Origin of the sequence: Microbacterium sp. LWO12-1.2 (assembly GCF_040675875.1) — a bacterium.
Taxonomy (GTDB): Bacteria; Actinomycetota; Actinomycetes; order Actinomycetales; family Microbacteriaceae; genus Microbacterium.
The window spans coordinates 1,557,029-1,571,996 of the sequence record NZ_JBEGII010000001.1; the positions used below are offsets into that span (position 1 = coordinate 1,557,029).

The following is a 14,968-nucleotide window of genomic DNA, read 5'->3' on the forward strand; positions in this document are numbered from 1 at the left end:
AACCCGCTCAGTGGTAGAGACGGCGATCACGGCCTGCTTCATTCCCGGGGGTTTTCGATATCCGCGAGGCGCAGGAATGGCGCGTCATCTATCCTGCATTCGTGCAAAAGCTCCGAATCCTCTCATCGTCCGTCCTCGCCGTCGCCGTGGTCGCAGTCGTCGCGGGATGCGCGGGAGCCACGCCCGAAGTCGACGCGGCTGCCCCGCCGACCCCGATTCCCACGACCTCGGCGACAACCATAGAGGCAGCGGCATCCTGCTTGTCGATCGATACCACCGCACCCACCGTCGACGGGGTGACCTTGGGCACCTGCTTCGCTGACGCCCTGCACGCGGTCGGGTCCATGAAGGCGACCAACGAAACGGGAGACCGTCGGCAGCAGGCCGATATCCGACTGCGACCCGACATCGCGATCCACACCACCACCACTGACTCCGACGGCACATCCGAGGTGATCTTCGTCGATGACGTGGCCTACGAAGACGACGGTTCCGGGTGGATCCGCGGAGATGTGTCCTCGGAAGATGACGATGAGATGATCCTGGGAGGCGTCGGCGAGCTGCTGGTCGCCGTGTTCGCCGGTGACGTACTGAAGCAGTCGATCGCCGCGTGTCCCGTCTGGAACATCGAGCCGGGAAGCACGAGCATCACGCTGCCTGACAGCCGGGTCGTCGAGACGCGGGAGTTCGCCTGCGCGGCACCTTTCGAGAGCTTCGGCACCACGGTGAGCCCGATGAGCCTCTGGATCGACGAGGATTGGACACCGTACGGAACGCAGAGCACCGTGACCGGATTCGGACAGGTGATCGACGGCGCACAGTATTACTTCGATCATGGTGTCGAGGTCGACATCGTCGCCCCGATGTGAGGCGTGACGCGACCACTTCCCTACCGGCAACCCCACCGCGGGTCAACCCGCTCCCTGACGTCAGCGCACCGTCCTACCGTGAGGGGCACCTGACGAAAGGACACACCATGTCGAACCCCATCCCTCCGATCGTGCCGATCCCTGACGACGACGCGCCCGACGTCCCCACCCGCGAGGTGGATGGCGAGACGGTGCTCGACCCTGATGCGGATGACGCTCAGATGACGAGCGTCGAGGCGGACCGGATCGCGAGCAGCGCGGATGCCGACCCGTACGACGATGACGACGAGTGATCTGCCCCTCCCCTGCCGCCCTACGCGGGCGGCGGGGGAAGATGCGGGATCGGGACGGGGCGCGTGGCCCTGCTGACGCTCAGCATCCGCTGCACATCATCGAGCACCGCGAGTGCGGAACCGTAACGGGTCGCGAGCGGCAGATCCCGCAGCCACACGACTTCGACCTCGGTGTCGTCCAGCTCGTAGACCCGGGCGACGGCGTGTCGGGAGTCGTCCGGCGGGTAGCGCAAGTCGCTGATCACCCATTCCGATCGTGAGACTCGGCGCAGCGCGCATCTCGGATCCGGTACATCAGACATTCCTCAGCCCTCCCAGACCTCGTCCCCCACACACACGAGTGTGCGCGAGGAGGTCCCCGGAGGATAGGCCCTTGACAGGATCTCCCGGGTGACCAGGGTCAGTGGATCGCGGCCTCGGCGGAGGCGACCTGGGCACGCCACCACGGCGTCTCGATGAACCCGCGCTTCATGAACACCAGTTCCATCGCCGCGTTCCACCCGCGCACGCCCTTGAGGTGGGCGATGGTGCCGGTGAGGAAGTCGTGCAGCGTCTCCGTCGAGGGCAGGATGATCTCGCAGTACAGCGAGTTCTCCTCCAGCACGGTGGCGAGGAAGCGCACTGACACGTGCTGAGCGAGCGTCTGCGCGACGGAGGCGAGGTGCGATGGCTCTACCCGGAGCATGAGCAGCGTCTCGGCGCTCATGCCCAGCGCAGACGCCGGCACCATCGTCACGGTCGTGAGGCAGCCCGCGCTGCGCATGCGTTCGTACCGGCGGCGCACGCTGCTCTCGTTCATGTCGAGCTTCGCAGCGATAGAGAGGAACGACGCCCGCCCGTTGATGCTGAGCTCCTCCACGATCGCGCGATCGGCGTCATCGAAGTGCGTGGGATCGCAGGTGTTGGGTGCGGGCATGTACGACTGCGGGTCAGCGGTGGGCTCGGCGTGGGAGTCGTACAGTTGGCGCCCCCAGTCGAAGCTCACCTTGTAGGTGTGCACCACCAGGTCGCTGCGCCAGCGCTCGACTCCGGGGATGCCCTGCAGGTCGGTGAGCACATGCGCGTAGTTCGCGGAGTCGCCGGGGATCACCACCTCGGCGAAGACGTCGAACTTGCCGGTCACCAGCGTGACGAAGCGCACATACGGCGATCCGATCAGTGCCTGCGCGACGGCGAGCTGCGCGCCAGGGGTGCAGTTGATCCGCACGAAGAACGTCTCGACATGACCCTCGCTGCCGAGGGTCGGCACGATACCCACCCTCACGACGCCCTCGGCGAGCAGTTGCTGCCCCCGCCGCGTGACGGTCGATACGGATGCGCCGGCGAACTCGGCGATCGATGTCCAACTCGCTCGTCCGTCCTGCTGGAGGGCGACGACGATGCGTCGATCGAGGTCGGTGACGTCTCGAGAGATGTGCACTCCACTCATCGTGTCGGCGGGCACACCCGGTGCAGGAACCCTCGCACTGTTCTGGTCCACGCCTCTGCCTCCTCGATCTGCGGCGAATGTCCCGACTTCTCGAACACCACCATCTCAGAATCCGGAATGAGATCGGCGATCACCTGGCTACACGATACTGGCGTGATCCAGTCCGTCCGGCCCACGGTGATGAGTGTCGGCACCTCGATCTCATGCAGCCGGGGCTTGAGATCGTAGTTCGGCAGGTTCACCGAGAACGCGTAGTTGTGAGCCTGATAGCGGTACGGGGTGGCCTGCACCTTGCGCTCGACGGCATCAGGATCGTACGTGAAGTCGTACAGCGGCAGGATCTCCCGCCAGCAGTCCTTGAGGTCCTCGTCGTCGTATACCCGCCCCACGTCGATACGATCGAACTTCTCCATGTCGATGGTCACGCGGTCCGAGGCGAGGGCGTTCTCGCGCGCGAGATGCGCGTTCGCGTTGTCGGGCGAGGTGTCACGCAGCACGACGGCCGACACGCGGTCCGGGTACCGCAGGGCGTACTCCATCGACATGAAACCGCCGTAGGAGCCGCCGGCCATCACGATCTTCTCGGCGCCGATCCACTCACGCAGACCGTCGATGTCGGCAGCCCACTGCTCGTGGCTGTAGATGCCGTTCCCTTCGCTCTGCCCGCTGCCGCGCGCATCGAACACGATCACCCGGTACTCGTCAGCGAGGCGGCCGAAGCTCGCCCGAGGTTCCGCCCGTGATCCCAGGCCAGGGGCCCCGTGGTGGGTGATGATGACGGGCGCTCCTTCGGGCCCGAGCACCTCAACGGCCAGGTGGTTGCCGTTGATCTCGACCCACTGGTGATCGGTCGTGGCAGCCGCGAACTCGGGAGACACCTCGGGCGTCGATGACATGTGATCCTCTTTCTCGAATAGTCGTGTGGCGCTCAGAGCGCGATGGTGCAGTCGTCGAGCGCGCGGGGGAAGGTCGTCAGCGCCTCGGCACCGCCGGCGGTCACGAGCATGCTGTCGCTGATCCGGTATCCCGCGTGCCCCGGCACATAGATGCCCGGCTCGTTGGAGACGACCATTCCCGCTTCGAGCACGGTCGCGTCACCGTCTTCCAGCCACGGTGCCTCGTGCATGCCGAGTCCGATCCCGTGCCCCTGGCGGTGGCGGATGAACGCGCCGAGACCGGCATCGCGGATGACGTCGAGGCACAGCCGGTTCGCATCACGACACTCGAGCCCGGCGCGGATCGTGTCTCGTCCCGCCTGCTGCGCGGCACGGATGGTGTCGTGGTAGCGGCGCTGATCGTCCGTCGGCTCGCCGAGCACGAAAGTGCGCTCCCCCTCGATGAAGCGGCCGCCCACCGCGCATCCCAGTGACAGCATGAACGTGTCGCCCGCTCTGAGCCGGTTCACGGAAGGAAGCCCGTGGGGGAAAGCCGAGTTCGCCCCGGAATAGACCAGGCCGCCCGCGAGGAGCGAGGCCACGACCACGTTGCGATGCTCGGCGTACATGAGCTCTGTCCCGACCGAGGTGACGTGGCGTTCGAGCTCCGCCTCGGTGGGCAGCACTCCCCCGGCGGCGACGGCGTCGGTCACCAGCTGCACGCCGGCATCCACCATCCGATCGGTGATGCGCGCGGCCTCGCGGTGCAGCACGACCTCCTCGGGGAACTTCACGTACCTGGCGCGGGTGATGAGGTCGGAACCGACGAACTCCGTGTCAGCCATGGCAGCGCGCACGGCACTGAGCCGCTGGTACGACATGGTCGAGGCGAAGCCCACTCTGGCCGTGCGCCCGACGACGTCGGCCAGCACCGCGAACGGCGGCACGACACCGGGATACTCGAAGAAGGCGACGAGCTCGGCGCGCGCGGACTGCGATTCGGCGTACTCCCGCTCCAGCTCGGGGAGCAGCATGACGACGCGGCCGGTCGTCTCGATCCAGATCGCGACAGGCCTCTCCGACGGGTGATGGAAGAACCCGGTGAGGTACGCGATGTCCTCGGGGTGATCGGTCAGAAAGGCATCGAAGCCCTCGTCGGCGATCCGCTCCTGCACGCGTGCCTGGACGCGATCGAAGAACTCGGGGGCGAGTCGCTGGTCGAACTCGGTCATGTCGGGCTCCTAGCGGGCGAGGTGGCGCGGGTTGCGCGCATCGTTGTACGAGATCGAGAGCAGCGTCGCCGAGAGCACCAGGATCAGGATCGCGATCGACGGGAACAGCGTCAGCCACCACGCGCTCACCATCGCCCCGGCCTGCTGGGCTTCGTAGAGGATCCGCCCCCACGACCAGGTGGTCGGATCGCCGAGGCCGAGGAACGCCAGGCCCGCCGCCGAGAGCACGGCGCGCGATGCGGTGACCACGACCGATACCACCACGACCGGTGTCACGGCCGGCAGCACGTGGCGGGTGATGATCCACAGCGGCGAGGTCGTCATGAGCCGAGACGCGTCGACGTACGGGAGTCCGACGACGGTGAGCGCCTGCGAGCGGACGAGTCTGGTCACTTCGGGCCATGAGAACGCCGCGACCACGAAGATGATCGTCGAGGTGCTGGGGCCGACCAGCGCGGCGATGAGGATCATCAGTGGGAGCACCGGCAGCGAGAGCGTCATGTCGACGATCACGCTGATGAAGCCGTCCAAGCGCCGGAAGTACGCTCCGAGCACGGCGATGATCGTGCCGAAGATGATGGCGATCACCGATGCCGCGACCGCGACCAGCACGCTCTGCTGCGTGCCCCAGATGACTTCGGAGAACACGTCGCGTCCGAGGGCGTCCGTGCCGAACCAGTGGTCCCCGCTCGGTGGACGCAGCACGTCGGGGCCGTAGCTGGCGGGGTACGGGGCGATCAGGGGCGCCGCGAGTGCGATGACCACCAGCAACAGCAGGAGCCCCAGCGAGATCATGCCGAGCGGGTCGCGTCGGAACGCACGCCAGGTGTGGGCGCTGGCGCGTTCGCTTCCGGCGGCGGTCGGCTCGCTCGGAGCCAGGGTCTCGGAGGAGGGAATCGGAGCGGTCATGAGGTCTTCACTCTCGGGTCCAGGTAGCCGTAGACGATGTCGGTGAGCGTGTTCGCGACCACCACGGTGGCGGCGAGCATCAGGAAGGCGCCCTGCAGCACCGGGAAGTCGAGCTGGGTGACAGCCTCGTAGATGCCGCGTCCGATGCCCGGGTAGGCGAACACGGTCTCGGTCAGCACGGCGCCGCCGACCAGGAAGCCGAGCTGCAGACCGATCAGGGTCGTCGTGGGCAGCAGCGCGTTGCGCAGCGCGTGCTTCCAGAGGATGCGCCGGCCGCGGAGTCCGTTCGCCTTCGCGAGGAGGATGTAATCCTCGCCGAGCGTCTCGATCAGCGTCGACCGCATCGTGAGCACGTAGGAGCCGACCTGGATGAGCATGAGCGACACGGCCGGCAGTACCAGGTGCTGCGCCACACTCAGATACCACTCGAGTCCGTACGTGTTGTTCGTGTATGCGCCGCCGATCGGGAACCAGCCCAGGTTCAGACCGAACACGAACAGCAGCAGGATCGCGACGCTCGGGACGAACAGCGATTGTCCCGTCACCCCGACGATCTGCACGGCGCGGTCGATGAAGCGTCCCTTGTGGGATGCCGCGGCGACACCGAGCGGGATTCCGATGATGATCGTCAGCACCAGTGCCGTCATGGTCAGCAGGAGCGTCCAGGGCAGCCGCTGCAGGAGAACGTCGAGAACGGGAATCGACTGGGTGAACGAGATACCCAGGTTCCCCTGCAGCAGCTGCCACATGTACAGGCCGTACTGGACGATCAAGGGTTGATCCAGCCCGTACTGCTCGAGGATGGTCGCCCGGATGGCATCCGTCATGTTCGGACTCGCCAGCGCCAGTGCAGGGTCACCGGGCAGCAGCCGCAGGAGCAGGAACGTCACGGTCACGGCGAACCAGATCGTGAGCAGACCTCGACCTGCGCGACGGAGAATGAACGATGCTCGGGACACCCGGGCGACCTTCCTCGAGATTTCGGTGGTTGTTACTCGACCGGGTGCGCGCTCGCGAGCGAGAGCGGGTTCACGATCGAGAGCAGCTCGCTCGGCTTCGAGATGAAGCCGGCCCACTCGTCGCTGGCGGCGAAGAACAGGTTCTGCGTGTACATGATGTTGTCGTAGACCTGCTCGTGCACGATCTTGTTCGCCTCGCGCATGATCGAGATCTTGTCGTCCTCGTCGAACGTGACCATTCCCTCCTCGATCAGGGCGTTGAGGTCGGAGTCATCCACATGGGTGTAGTTGATCGCTCCCCCGGGAAGGTACGACAGCGCGAAGTTCGTGACCGGGTCATCCATGATCGCGAAGTTACCCGCGTAGATGTCGTAGTCACCCTCGCTCGTCTGCGACAGGTACGTGTTGCGCTCCGTGCCCTGCAACTCGATCGTGATGCCCGCCTCCGCCGCGCTGTCCTTCACCATCTGTGCCCACTGGCTGGTGACACTGTCCTGCAGCGAGTAGATCAGGCGGAACGAGACCGGGAAGTTGCCACCGGCGTCTGCCGTGTAACCGGCCTTCTCCATGAGCTCGCGCGACTTCTCGGGGTCGAACTCGTACTCCGTCACCGACTCGTCGTAGTACTTGGCGAGCACCGGCATCAGCGCGCTGGAGCCGGTCGAGACGGCCTGCCCCTGCAGCACCACGGTGCGGATCGCTTCATAGTCCACCGCGTGGGCGAGCGCCTGACGGACCTCGGTCTTCGCGAGGTCCGGCTTGTCCATGTTGTAGACGAGGTGTGCGTAGCCGAGCCCCGGCGCCTCGATGACCTGCAGGCCGTCGGTGTTGCTGAGCTGCTCGACCTGTGCCGGCGGGAGCGCGTTCGCGATCACGTCGATCTCGCCGCTCTGCAGGGCGAGGATCTCGGTGTTCACGTCCGGATATACGCGGTACACGACTTCAGCAGGTCCAGGGACGCCGCCGTCGACCAGCGGGTAGTCCTCGACGCGCTCGAGCGTGTAGTGCTGTCCGACCTGGAAGTCGCTCATGATGAACGGGCCCATGCCCACCCAGCCGCCGTCACTGCCGTCGTTCGCGAACTCGGCGATCGACCCCTGAGGATCGAACACGTGCTTCGGCACCACCACTCCCCAGAAGCCGATCTCCTCGATGATCGAGGAGTCCGGCTGCGTGAGCGTGAGCTCGACGCGGGTGTCCGACACAGCCGTGGCCGTGTCGAGGTTGCCGAGCTGACCGTAGAAGGTACCGGGAGCCTGATCGCGCTTGACCGCGTTCAGCGTCCACGCCACGTCCTCGGCCGTCAGCGGCTCACCATCGCTCCAGGTGAGATCGTCGCGGATCTCGTAGAAGCCGGTGGTGTCGTCCACATAGCCCCAGTCGGTGGCCACGTGGGCCTCCTTGGTGCCGTCGTCGCTGATGCTCAGCAGGTGCGGGTACATCAGGTTCGTGATCCAGGAGTCGGTGCGGCTGTTGCCGAGCACCGGGTTGAAGTTGACCACATCGGTCGTCGTGCCGATGCTGATCGTCTCGTCGCTCGGACCGGTGCTGCCCGAGGACTCCCCCGGCTCCGGTGCGGACGGGGCGCACCCGGCGAGACCGACGGCGAGAGCCGCGGCCGCGCCCAGGGCAAGGAACTTGCTGTGCTTCATCAGACCCAAACCTCCTCGAGTACGCGCATGGTGTTGCCACCGACGACGGCGCGAATCTCGTCGTCGGAGTAGTCGTGCTTCACAAGCCAGCCGATGATGTTGTAGAACGCCTCGGCCGGGTTCTCGATCCCGTCGACGTACGGCTGCTTCTCGTACTCGACGTTGGCGTGCGCCTGGCCGAGTGACAGATTCGATGAGAACGCGTCGTGCAGGCCGACGTGGTCGCCGAACAGGGTGTCGGGGCCGAAGCTCACGTGCTCCAGACCCACCAGGTCGACACAGTACTGGAAGTGGTCCATGACCGAATCCAGCGAGTGCTTCGGGTGCTGCGGCGAGATGGTCGTGTGCGGTGCCGCTTCGATGCCGATCACACCGCCGCGCTTGGCGCACTCGATGATCGTCTCATCCGTCTTCATGCGGTTGGTCGGCCACAGCCCCCGGGCGCCGGCGTGCGTGATGAACACCGGGACCTTCGAGTGCGCGATGACGTCGAGACAGGTCTGGTCTCCCGAGTGCGAGATGTCGATCGCGATGCCCAGCTTGTTCATGCGCTCGACGGCGCGCTCGCCGAAGTACGTGAGTCCGCCGTCGCCGCGCTCCTTGAGTCCGCCGCCCAGCATGTTCGCCTCCGAGTAGGCGATGCCCATCTGACGCACGCCGAAGCCGTAGAGCACGTCGAGACGGTCGACCTCGTTCTCGATCATGGTCGAGGCTTCGAGCGCGAAGATGTGCGCGACGCGTCCGGTCTCGGCCGCGTGACGGATGTCCTTGATCGACTCGGCCTTGATCACGAAGTCCTGGTGTGCAAGGTCCGCCATGCGCACGCCGAGGTCGAACAGGACGTCCTGGTACTTCCACCCGGCGTCGCTCGAGATGCAGCAGGTGCCGTCCATGCCGTTGTCGAAGACGGCGGTCAGACCCGAGCGGGCGAGACCCTGGTAGCCGGTAGGTTCCCGGCCCTGGCGGATGTGGTCGCGCAGCTCACCCATGTCCTCGGGGAAGACCTGGACATGCTCGTGCAGGGAGATCACGGTCTCCTCGCGCAGCAGGCGCTCGGTGCGCTCCTTCTGCGCGTCGCTGAGCTCCAGCCCTTCATAGGCCGGAACGCGGCCGATCTGCTTGGCATAACGGAACTCGCGATAGTCCTTGCCCGCCTCGAGGTAGTCGTAGGCGGTGTAGCCGGTGTAGCGGTCTGCTTTTTCGAGCACGGATGCGCTCCTTCGGTTCGATGATGCGGGTGCGACTCCCGAGCGATGTTCGGGAGATTTCACTCGAATCTCGATGATTTCGGCACAAAAGTCAACCTTGATGATGATTTTCGGCTGAGATGTTTCCTGTTCGAAACAATTCAGAGGCAGAATGCTGGCATGATGACATCCATGGAGAACACGTCCGCACCTGCGCATGGCATAGTCCTCGACGTTCACGGCCTCACCGTGACGCTGTCCAGTGACGGACGTCGCAACCGCGTCGTCGACGGCATCGACCTCACCGTGCACCGCGGGGAGGTCTTCGCGCTGCTGGGTGAATCCGGCTCGGGCAAGTCGATGACCGCGCGAGCGATCATGGGGCTGATCGACAAGGGCGATATCGAGGCCGAGAGCATGACCCTCAACGGCACTGACCTGCTGTCCCTGAGCACCGAACAGCATCGCCGCATGCGCGGCGTGCACGTGAGCCTGGTCATGCAGGATGCCCTCTCGGCCCTGAATCCCGTGCTCAACATCGGCGACCAGATCATCGACCTCATCCGCGCGCACCGCACCGTGAGCCGACGAGCAGCAGAGAAGCGTGCCGTCGAACTGCTCGGCCTGGTCGGCATCCCGACACCCGACAAGCGAGTGCACGACTTCCCCCACCAGTTCTCCGGCGGGCAGCGCCAGCGCATCCTCATCGCCATGGCCATCGCGTTGGAACCCGACCTCATCATCGCGGACGAGCCGACCACCGCCCTCGACGTCACGGTGCAGGCGCAGATCCTCGATCTGCTGCTCTCGCTGCGCGATCGCCTGGGCATGGGCATCCTGCTCATCACGCACGATCTCGGGGTCGTGATGGAGGTGGCCGACCAGGTCGCCGTCATGCGCTCGGGGCGCATCGTCGAGGCCGGCAGCGCCGACACGGTGCTCACCGCACCGCAGCACGAGTACACGAAGCAGCTGCTGCACTCCATGCCGCGCGTCGTGACCGCGGCGAGCGGAGACGTGGACGCGCCGCCGATCCTCGAGGGCCGAGGTCTGGAGCGCACGTTCCGCTCCGGCAGCGGCCGTCGCGCACATCGTGTCGCCGCCGTCGCGGGAGTCGATCTGCACCTGCGCAGCGGGGAGATCCTCGCGGTCGTCGGGGAGTCCGGGAGCGGCAAATCCACACTTGCGCGGATGCTGGTCGGCCTCGATACACCGGATGCCGGCACACTGAGCTACCGCGACCAGGATGTGACCCGCGGTCGCCTGCGGGATCGCAAGGTCCTCCGCCGTGGAGTGCAGATGGTCTTCCAGGACCCGTACATGTCATTGAATCCACGCATGACCGTGCAACAGATCATCGCCGAACCGCTGGCGGCGAACAGATCCGGAACCCCGGCGACACGTCGTGAACGCGTCGCCGAACTGCTCGAGCTCGTGGGGCTGACGCCCGAGATGGGCTCGCGCTTCCCACATCAGTTCTCCGGTGGGCAGCGTCAGCGCATCGGCATCGCCCGCGCCCTCGCGCTGCATCCGGACGTGCTGGTGTGCGACGAACCCGTCTCCGCGCTCGACGTGTCGATCCGCGCGCAGATCATCGACCTGCTGTGCGAGTTGCGCGAACGTCTGGGCATGTCGATCGTCTTCATCGCCCACGACCTCTCATTGGTGCGCCACATCGCCGACCGCGTCGCCGTGATGTACCTGGGCAACATGGTCGAGATCGGTGACACAGAAGACGTCTACGAGAACCCGACGCACCCCTATACGCGGTCGCTGCTGTCGGCGATCCCCCCGCAGACGCGGGCCGAGCGCGGCATGCTGCAGCGACGCACGGCGATGTCGGCCTGAAACGAGTCGCCGCCCCCGGAGCTGCTCTCGCAGTCCGGGGGCGGCGATCTGGGGAGGTCACTCCCCCGCGACAGGCTCCGCCAGCTCGATGGGTACGACCGGGCAGTCCTTCCAGAGGCGCTCGAGGCCGTAGTAAACCCGCTCCTCCTGATGGAAGACGTGCACGATCAGGTCCCCGAAGTCCAGGAGGATCCAGCGTGACTCTGCTCGCCCCTCGCGGCGCACACGCTTGTGGCCCGACTCCAGGAGTTTGTCCTCGACCTCGTCTGCGATAGCGGCGACGTTGCGCTCGCTGTTACCGGTGACGAGAAGGAAGATGTCGACGAGCGGAAGTGGCTCCGAGACATTCAGGGCGACGAGGTCTTCGCCACCCTTGGATGCGGCGGCGTCTGCGGCTATGCGCAGCATTTCTTCGGCAGTTTCAGGTGATTGCATCAGAACACATTCGTAGTGAAGGCGAAAATGAGGACGACGCCCAGGGCGAGCGCGAGGCCGCCGGCCGTGATCGCCAGGATGAGCATGAGCTTGTTGCCCTTTTCTGGCGCGGGGGGACGAATCACCTCGCCGGCGGGCTTGATGGTACTGACCGCGGAGCTCGCCGCGATCGGCGTTGGTGATGACGCGGGAGGCAGCTCGCCGTCGATGAGTACGGCGTCCACCTCCTTGCCGTCTGTCGTGCCGTGCGCGTGCCCCTGCGAACCGATGCCCTGAGGCAGTTCGTAGGAGCCCGTGACCAGGATCTCGCCGGTGGATGCGACAGGTCCGGAGAGGGATCCTTCACCGGGCGACGGCGTGAAGATGAGGGCGCTCGGCGCGATGTGCTGAGAGCCGGTGGAATCGCCGACCGAGAGAAGCTCGTCGAACGAAGGAGTGAAGGGCTTGGGTGCTTCTTCCGTCCCGCCCAGGAGCTCTTCTCCGAAAGCGGGATTCACGGTGGGACGTTCGCCCTGCAGCACGTCGTCGTCTGCGTCGGCGACATCGGCGAGCACGTCATCCGCGTCCTCGTCGGTCTCGATCCCGAGTGCCGCGACGTCGTCGACATCGTCAGCGGGCTCTTCGATGACCTCGAGCGGGACGTCGCCGACCGAATCCGCAGCGCTCACGGCGCTCACAGGCTCGACCGTCGCGATGTCGTCGACGCCTTCGTCGTCGTCATCGACGTCGGATGGCACCGGCCGAGCGAAATCGGGAACGGCAGACACGATGGGCGAGGAATCGACGACCGTCGCTTCCTCCGCGGACGAGGCCTCGACGTCGGCGTCGCTCACGGGGACGGTAGAGGTACCGGTACGCTCCTGCGCGCGAGCTTGACGGCGGGTGAGCGGAGCGTGGTCGGCGTTGACGTCAGCAACCGCACTGTTCTCCGCGACGGGGGCTGGCGCGACCTCCGCCGAGTCGACCGGATCCGGCAACGGCGGAGCCGGGGGCACGACCAGGTCGGCTGTCGCCGCCGCAGCGGCATCTTCCGGGGTGATGACCGGCGTCGAACCCGTCAGTCGAATCTCCCGCAGCTGCTTACGGGTCAGCGGACCCTGCTGATCCGATGTACTCATGCCTTGCTCCGATACAGATGATGCTTCGCGATGTACTGGACGACACCGTCGGGGACGAGATACCAGACCGGCTGATCGTCGCGAACGCGTTCACGGCAGGCCGTCGACGAGATCGACAGGGCCGGCACTTCCAGTTGGCTGACATTGTCGCTCGGGAGGCCGTCAGTACTCAGGACATGTCCTGGGCGAGAGACCGCGACGAAGTGGGCCAACTCCCACAACTCATCATGGTCCCTCCAACTGAGAATTTGCGCTACGGCGTCGGCGCCGGTGATGAAGAAGAGCTCCGCATCCCCACGATCGCGCTTCAGATCCTTCAGCGTGTCGATCGTGTAGGTAGGTCCCTCACGGTCGATATCCACGCGGCTGACCGTGAACTGCGGGTTCGAGGCCGTCGCGATCACCGTCATCAGGTAGCGGTGTTCGCTGGGTGTGACGCCCGACTTCTGCCAGGGGTGACCGGTGGGCACGAAGACGACTTCATCCAGATCGAAGGAGTGCGCCACCTCGCTGGCGGCGACCAGGTGCCCGTGGTGGATGGGGTCGAACGTACCGCCCATCACGCCGATGCGCGGAGCACGCGAGGTCGCTGCATTCATGGGGGCCTAGTGGCCGTGTCCCGCCCCGTGGCTGTCTTTACCGTGCTTCGCGGCCCAGGCCTCCGCCTTCGCGGAGTGACGGTTGGCGACGTTCTTGTAGGAGAGGGTCACCAGTCCGAGGAACGCGAACACGATCGCCGCGATGACCCCGAAGATGAGGGTCTCGAGGGCGACGTTGCCATGGTGCTCGGTTTCGGCAGCGGCCATCGCGATCTGTGCGACGAGGTTCATCGGGGCTCCGTTTCATGACCGGGTACGGTACAGCGTCCCCCAGTCTAGTCCTCAGCCGCGCGTCTGCCCTGATCCACGCGCCAGCCACTTGGTGCTGGTCAGCTCGGCCAGGCCCATCGGACCGCGCGCGTGGAGCTTCTGCGTCGAGATGCCGACCTCAGCGCCGAACCCGAACTCCGCTCCGTCGGTGAACCGCGTCGAGGCGTTGGCCATCACGACGGCAGAATCGACCTCGGCCAGGAAGCGCTCGATGTTGCGCGAGTCAGTGGAGATGATCGACTCGGTGTGTCCGGTGCTGTAGCGACGGATGTGGTCGAGCGCCTCATCGAGCGAGTCGACGACCTTGATCGCGATGTCCAGGCTGAGGTACTCCGTCTGCCAGTCCTCCTCCGTCGCGGGGATGACGTTCGAGACGAGTCCGGCCACGATGTCGTCGCCGTGGACCGTGACGCCTTCGCTCTGCAGGGCGCTGGCGATCAGCGGAATCAGCCGCGGTGCGGCCTGGCGGTGCACGAGGACCGTCTCGACCGCGTTGCAGACGCTCGGCCGCTGCACCTTGGCGTTCACGACGATGTCGCGTGCCCAGTCGTCGGGGGCGCTCTCGTCGAGCACGATGTGCACGTTGCCTGCGCCCGTCTCGATCACGGGGACCGTCGACTCCGTCACCACGGTCTCGATCAGCCCTGCGCTGCCGCGCGGGACCAGGACGTCGATGAACCCGCGGCCGTGCATCATGGCCTTCGCGCCATCCCGACCGAAGTCGTCGACCGTCTGGATCGCTTCTGCGGTGATGCCCGCCGTCGCCAGCGCATCACGCATGACCTGCACGAGCACTGTGTTGGACTCGTGCGCGGCGCTCCCTCCGCGCAGCACCACGGCGTTTCCCGAACGCAGCGCGAGCGCCGCGATGTCGACCGTGACGTTGGGCCGCGCCTCGTAGATCGCTCCGACCACGCCGAACGGCACGCGCACCTGCTCCAGACCCACACCGTTCGGCATCCGATGCCCACCGACCACCCGGCCGACAGGATCAGGGAGTGCGGCGACCTGACGCACCGCGGATGCGAGCGCTGCGACGCGCTTCTCGTCCAGGCGCAGACGGTCGATCAGCGAATCGCCGATACCGTCGGCGCGACCGCGGGCGATGTCCAGCGCGTTGGCTTCGATGATCGGAGCGGCATTCGACTCCAGCGCGACGGCGATGGCCTCGAGCGCACGAGCCTTGTCATCGCTGGTGAGGGCGGCGATCGCGCGGGACGCTTCCTTTGCGCGCTCGAGACGCACCTGAGGGGTCTGGTCGGTCATCCGCCCAGTCTAGAGCGTGGGCGAGGG

At 66.1% G+C, this 14,968-nt stretch carries 16 protein-coding genes; 3 read left to right on the forward strand and 13 right to left on the reverse strand.

Annotated elements, in window-relative coordinates; translation table 11 throughout:
• Positions 1-101: 101 nt before the first annotated feature.
• Positions 102-869 (forward strand): hypothetical protein, encoded by a 768-nt coding sequence (locus tag MRBLWO12_RS07430; RefSeq protein WP_363554154.1) that lies wholly within the window; start codon positions 102-104, stop codon positions 867-869.
• A gap of 107 nt (positions 870-976) precedes the next feature.
• The gene (locus MRBLWO12_RS07435) at positions 977-1,162 is read left to right on the forward strand and encodes a hypothetical protein (protein ID WP_363554156.1); all 186 of its coding nucleotides are present in this window, start codon (positions 977-979) and stop codon (positions 1,160-1,162) included.
• A 20-nt stretch (positions 1,163-1,182) separates the two neighbouring features.
• Here MRBLWO12_RS07435 and MRBLWO12_RS07440 read toward each other — a convergent pair whose 3' ends face one another.
• From MRBLWO12_RS07440 to MRBLWO12_RS07475, 8 genes are all read right to left on the reverse strand, one after another.
• Entirely contained in the window at positions 1,183-1,407 is a 225-nt protein-coding gene (locus tag MRBLWO12_RS07440) for a hypothetical protein (protein WP_363554158.1), read from the reverse strand.
• A gap of 155 nt (positions 1,408-1,562) precedes the next feature.
• Complete coding sequence (locus MRBLWO12_RS07445; protein ID WP_363554160.1) at positions 1,563-2,582, reverse strand: Lrp/AsnC family transcriptional regulator; 1,020 nt, start codon at positions 2,580-2,582, stop codon at positions 1,563-1,565.
• Between the two features lie 5 nt (positions 2,583-2,587).
• On the reverse strand, positions 2,588-3,487 hold the full coding sequence (locus tag MRBLWO12_RS07450; protein ID WP_363554162.1) for an alpha/beta fold hydrolase: 900 nt from the start codon (positions 3,485-3,487) through the stop codon (positions 2,588-2,590).
• Between the two features lie 32 nt (positions 3,488-3,519).
• Positions 3,520-4,698, reverse strand: coding sequence for a M24 family metallopeptidase (locus tag MRBLWO12_RS07455; protein ID WP_363554164.1), 1,179 nt, complete (start codon positions 4,696-4,698; stop codon positions 3,520-3,522).
• A gap of 9 nt (positions 4,699-4,707) precedes the next feature.
• Positions 4,708-5,607 (reverse strand): ABC transporter permease, encoded by a 900-nt coding sequence (locus MRBLWO12_RS07460; RefSeq protein WP_363554166.1) that lies wholly within the window; start codon positions 5,605-5,607, stop codon positions 4,708-4,710.
• On the reverse strand, positions 5,604-6,566 hold the full coding sequence (locus MRBLWO12_RS07465) for an ABC transporter permease (RefSeq protein ID WP_363554168.1): 963 nt from the start codon (positions 6,564-6,566) through the stop codon (positions 5,604-5,606). The genes MRBLWO12_RS07460 and MRBLWO12_RS07465 overlap by 4 nt, the downstream gene beginning before the upstream one ends.
• 32 nt (positions 6,567-6,598) lie before the next feature.
• Positions 6,599-8,218: an ABC transporter substrate-binding protein gene (locus tag MRBLWO12_RS07470; protein ID WP_363554170.1), complete on the reverse strand. Its 1,620-nt coding sequence runs from the start codon at positions 8,216-8,218 to the stop codon at positions 6,599-6,601.
• Positions 8,218-9,426, reverse strand: a complete 1,209-nt coding sequence (locus tag MRBLWO12_RS07475; RefSeq protein WP_363554172.1) for a dipeptidase — start codon at positions 9,424-9,426, stop codon at positions 8,218-8,220. The genes MRBLWO12_RS07470 and MRBLWO12_RS07475 overlap by 1 nt, the downstream gene beginning before the upstream one ends.
• A 159-nt stretch (positions 9,427-9,585) precedes the next feature.
• On the opposite strand from MRBLWO12_RS07475, the gene MRBLWO12_RS07480 reads away from it, so the two are divergent.
• Entirely contained in the window at positions 9,586-11,253 is a 1,668-nt protein-coding gene (locus MRBLWO12_RS07480) for an ABC transporter ATP-binding protein (RefSeq protein WP_363554174.1), read from the forward strand.
• A gap of 57 nt (positions 11,254-11,310) precedes the next feature.
• On the opposite strand, the gene rsfS is transcribed toward MRBLWO12_RS07480, so the two are convergent.
• The 5 genes from rsfS to MRBLWO12_RS07505 are packed head-to-tail and all read right to left on the reverse strand — an operon-like array spanning position 11,311 to position 14,941.
• Positions 11,311-11,688, reverse strand: a complete 378-nt coding sequence (rsfS, locus tag MRBLWO12_RS07485) for a ribosome silencing factor (RefSeq protein WP_141871728.1) — start codon at positions 11,686-11,688, stop codon at positions 11,311-11,313.
• A complete protein-coding gene (locus tag MRBLWO12_RS07490; RefSeq protein WP_363554176.1) occupies positions 11,688-12,806 on the reverse strand; it encodes a hypothetical protein in 1,119 nt (372 codons plus the stop codon). The genes rsfS and MRBLWO12_RS07490 overlap by 1 nt, the downstream gene beginning before the upstream one ends.
• Positions 12,803-13,405 carry a nicotinate-nucleotide adenylyltransferase gene (gene nadD, locus MRBLWO12_RS07495; protein ID WP_247630406.1) on the reverse strand — a complete coding sequence of 201 codons (603 nt, stop codon included), beginning with the start codon at positions 13,403-13,405 and terminating at the stop codon, positions 12,803-12,805. Before nadD ends, MRBLWO12_RS07490 begins: the two co-directional genes overlap by 4 nt.
• A gap of 6 nt (positions 13,406-13,411) precedes the next feature.
• A complete protein-coding gene (locus MRBLWO12_RS07500) occupies positions 13,412-13,636 on the reverse strand; it encodes a hypothetical protein (RefSeq protein ID WP_141871725.1) in 225 nt (74 codons plus the stop codon).
• A gap of 51 nt (positions 13,637-13,687) precedes the next feature.
• Entirely contained in the window at positions 13,688-14,941 is a 1,254-nt protein-coding gene (locus MRBLWO12_RS07505) for a glutamate-5-semialdehyde dehydrogenase (RefSeq protein WP_363554179.1), read from the reverse strand.
• Positions 14,942-14,968 lie beyond the last annotated feature (27 nt).

What these genes read in the sequence shown, in the direction of transcription:
- MRBLWO12_RS07435 (WP_363554156.1), top strand. Translation starts at nt 977, where the DNA reads ATGTCGAACCCCATCCCTCCGATCGTGCCGATCCCTGACGACGACGCG.
- MRBLWO12_RS07450 (WP_363554162.1), bottom strand. Translation starts at nt 3,487, where the DNA reads ATGTCATCGACGCCCGAGGTGTCTCCCGAGTTCGCGGCTGCCACGACC.
- MRBLWO12_RS07455 (WP_363554164.1), bottom strand. Translation starts at nt 4,698, where the DNA reads ATGACCGAGTTCGACCAGCGACTCGCCCCCGAGTTCTTCGATCGCGTC.
- MRBLWO12_RS07460 (WP_363554166.1), bottom strand. Translation starts at nt 5,607, where the DNA reads ATGACCGCTCCGATTCCCTCCTCCGAGACCCTGGCTCCGAGCGAGCCG.
- MRBLWO12_RS07470 (WP_363554170.1), bottom strand. Translation starts at nt 8,218, where the DNA reads ATGAAGCACAGCAAGTTCCTTGCCCTGGGCGCGGCCGCGGCTCTCGCC.
- MRBLWO12_RS07480 (WP_363554174.1), top strand. Translation starts at nt 9,586, where the DNA reads ATGATGACATCCATGGAGAACACGTCCGCACCTGCGCATGGCATAGTC.
- rsfS (WP_141871728.1), bottom strand. Translation starts at nt 11,688, where the DNA reads ATGCAATCACCTGAAACTGCCGAAGAAATGCTGCGCATAGCCGCAGAC.
- MRBLWO12_RS07490 (WP_363554176.1), bottom strand. Translation starts at nt 12,806, where the DNA reads ATGAGTACATCGGATCAGCAGGGTCCGCTGACCCGTAAGCAGCTGCGG.
- nadD (WP_247630406.1), bottom strand. Translation starts at nt 13,405, where the DNA reads ATGAATGCAGCGACCTCGCGTGCTCCGCGCATCGGCGTGATGGGCGGT.
- MRBLWO12_RS07500 (WP_141871725.1), bottom strand. Translation starts at nt 13,636, where the DNA reads ATGAACCTCGTCGCACAGATCGCGATGGCCGCTGCCGAAACCGAGCAC.
- MRBLWO12_RS07505 (WP_363554179.1), bottom strand. Translation starts at nt 14,941, where the DNA reads ATGACCGACCAGACCCCTCAGGTGCGTCTCGAGCGCGCAAAGGAAGCG.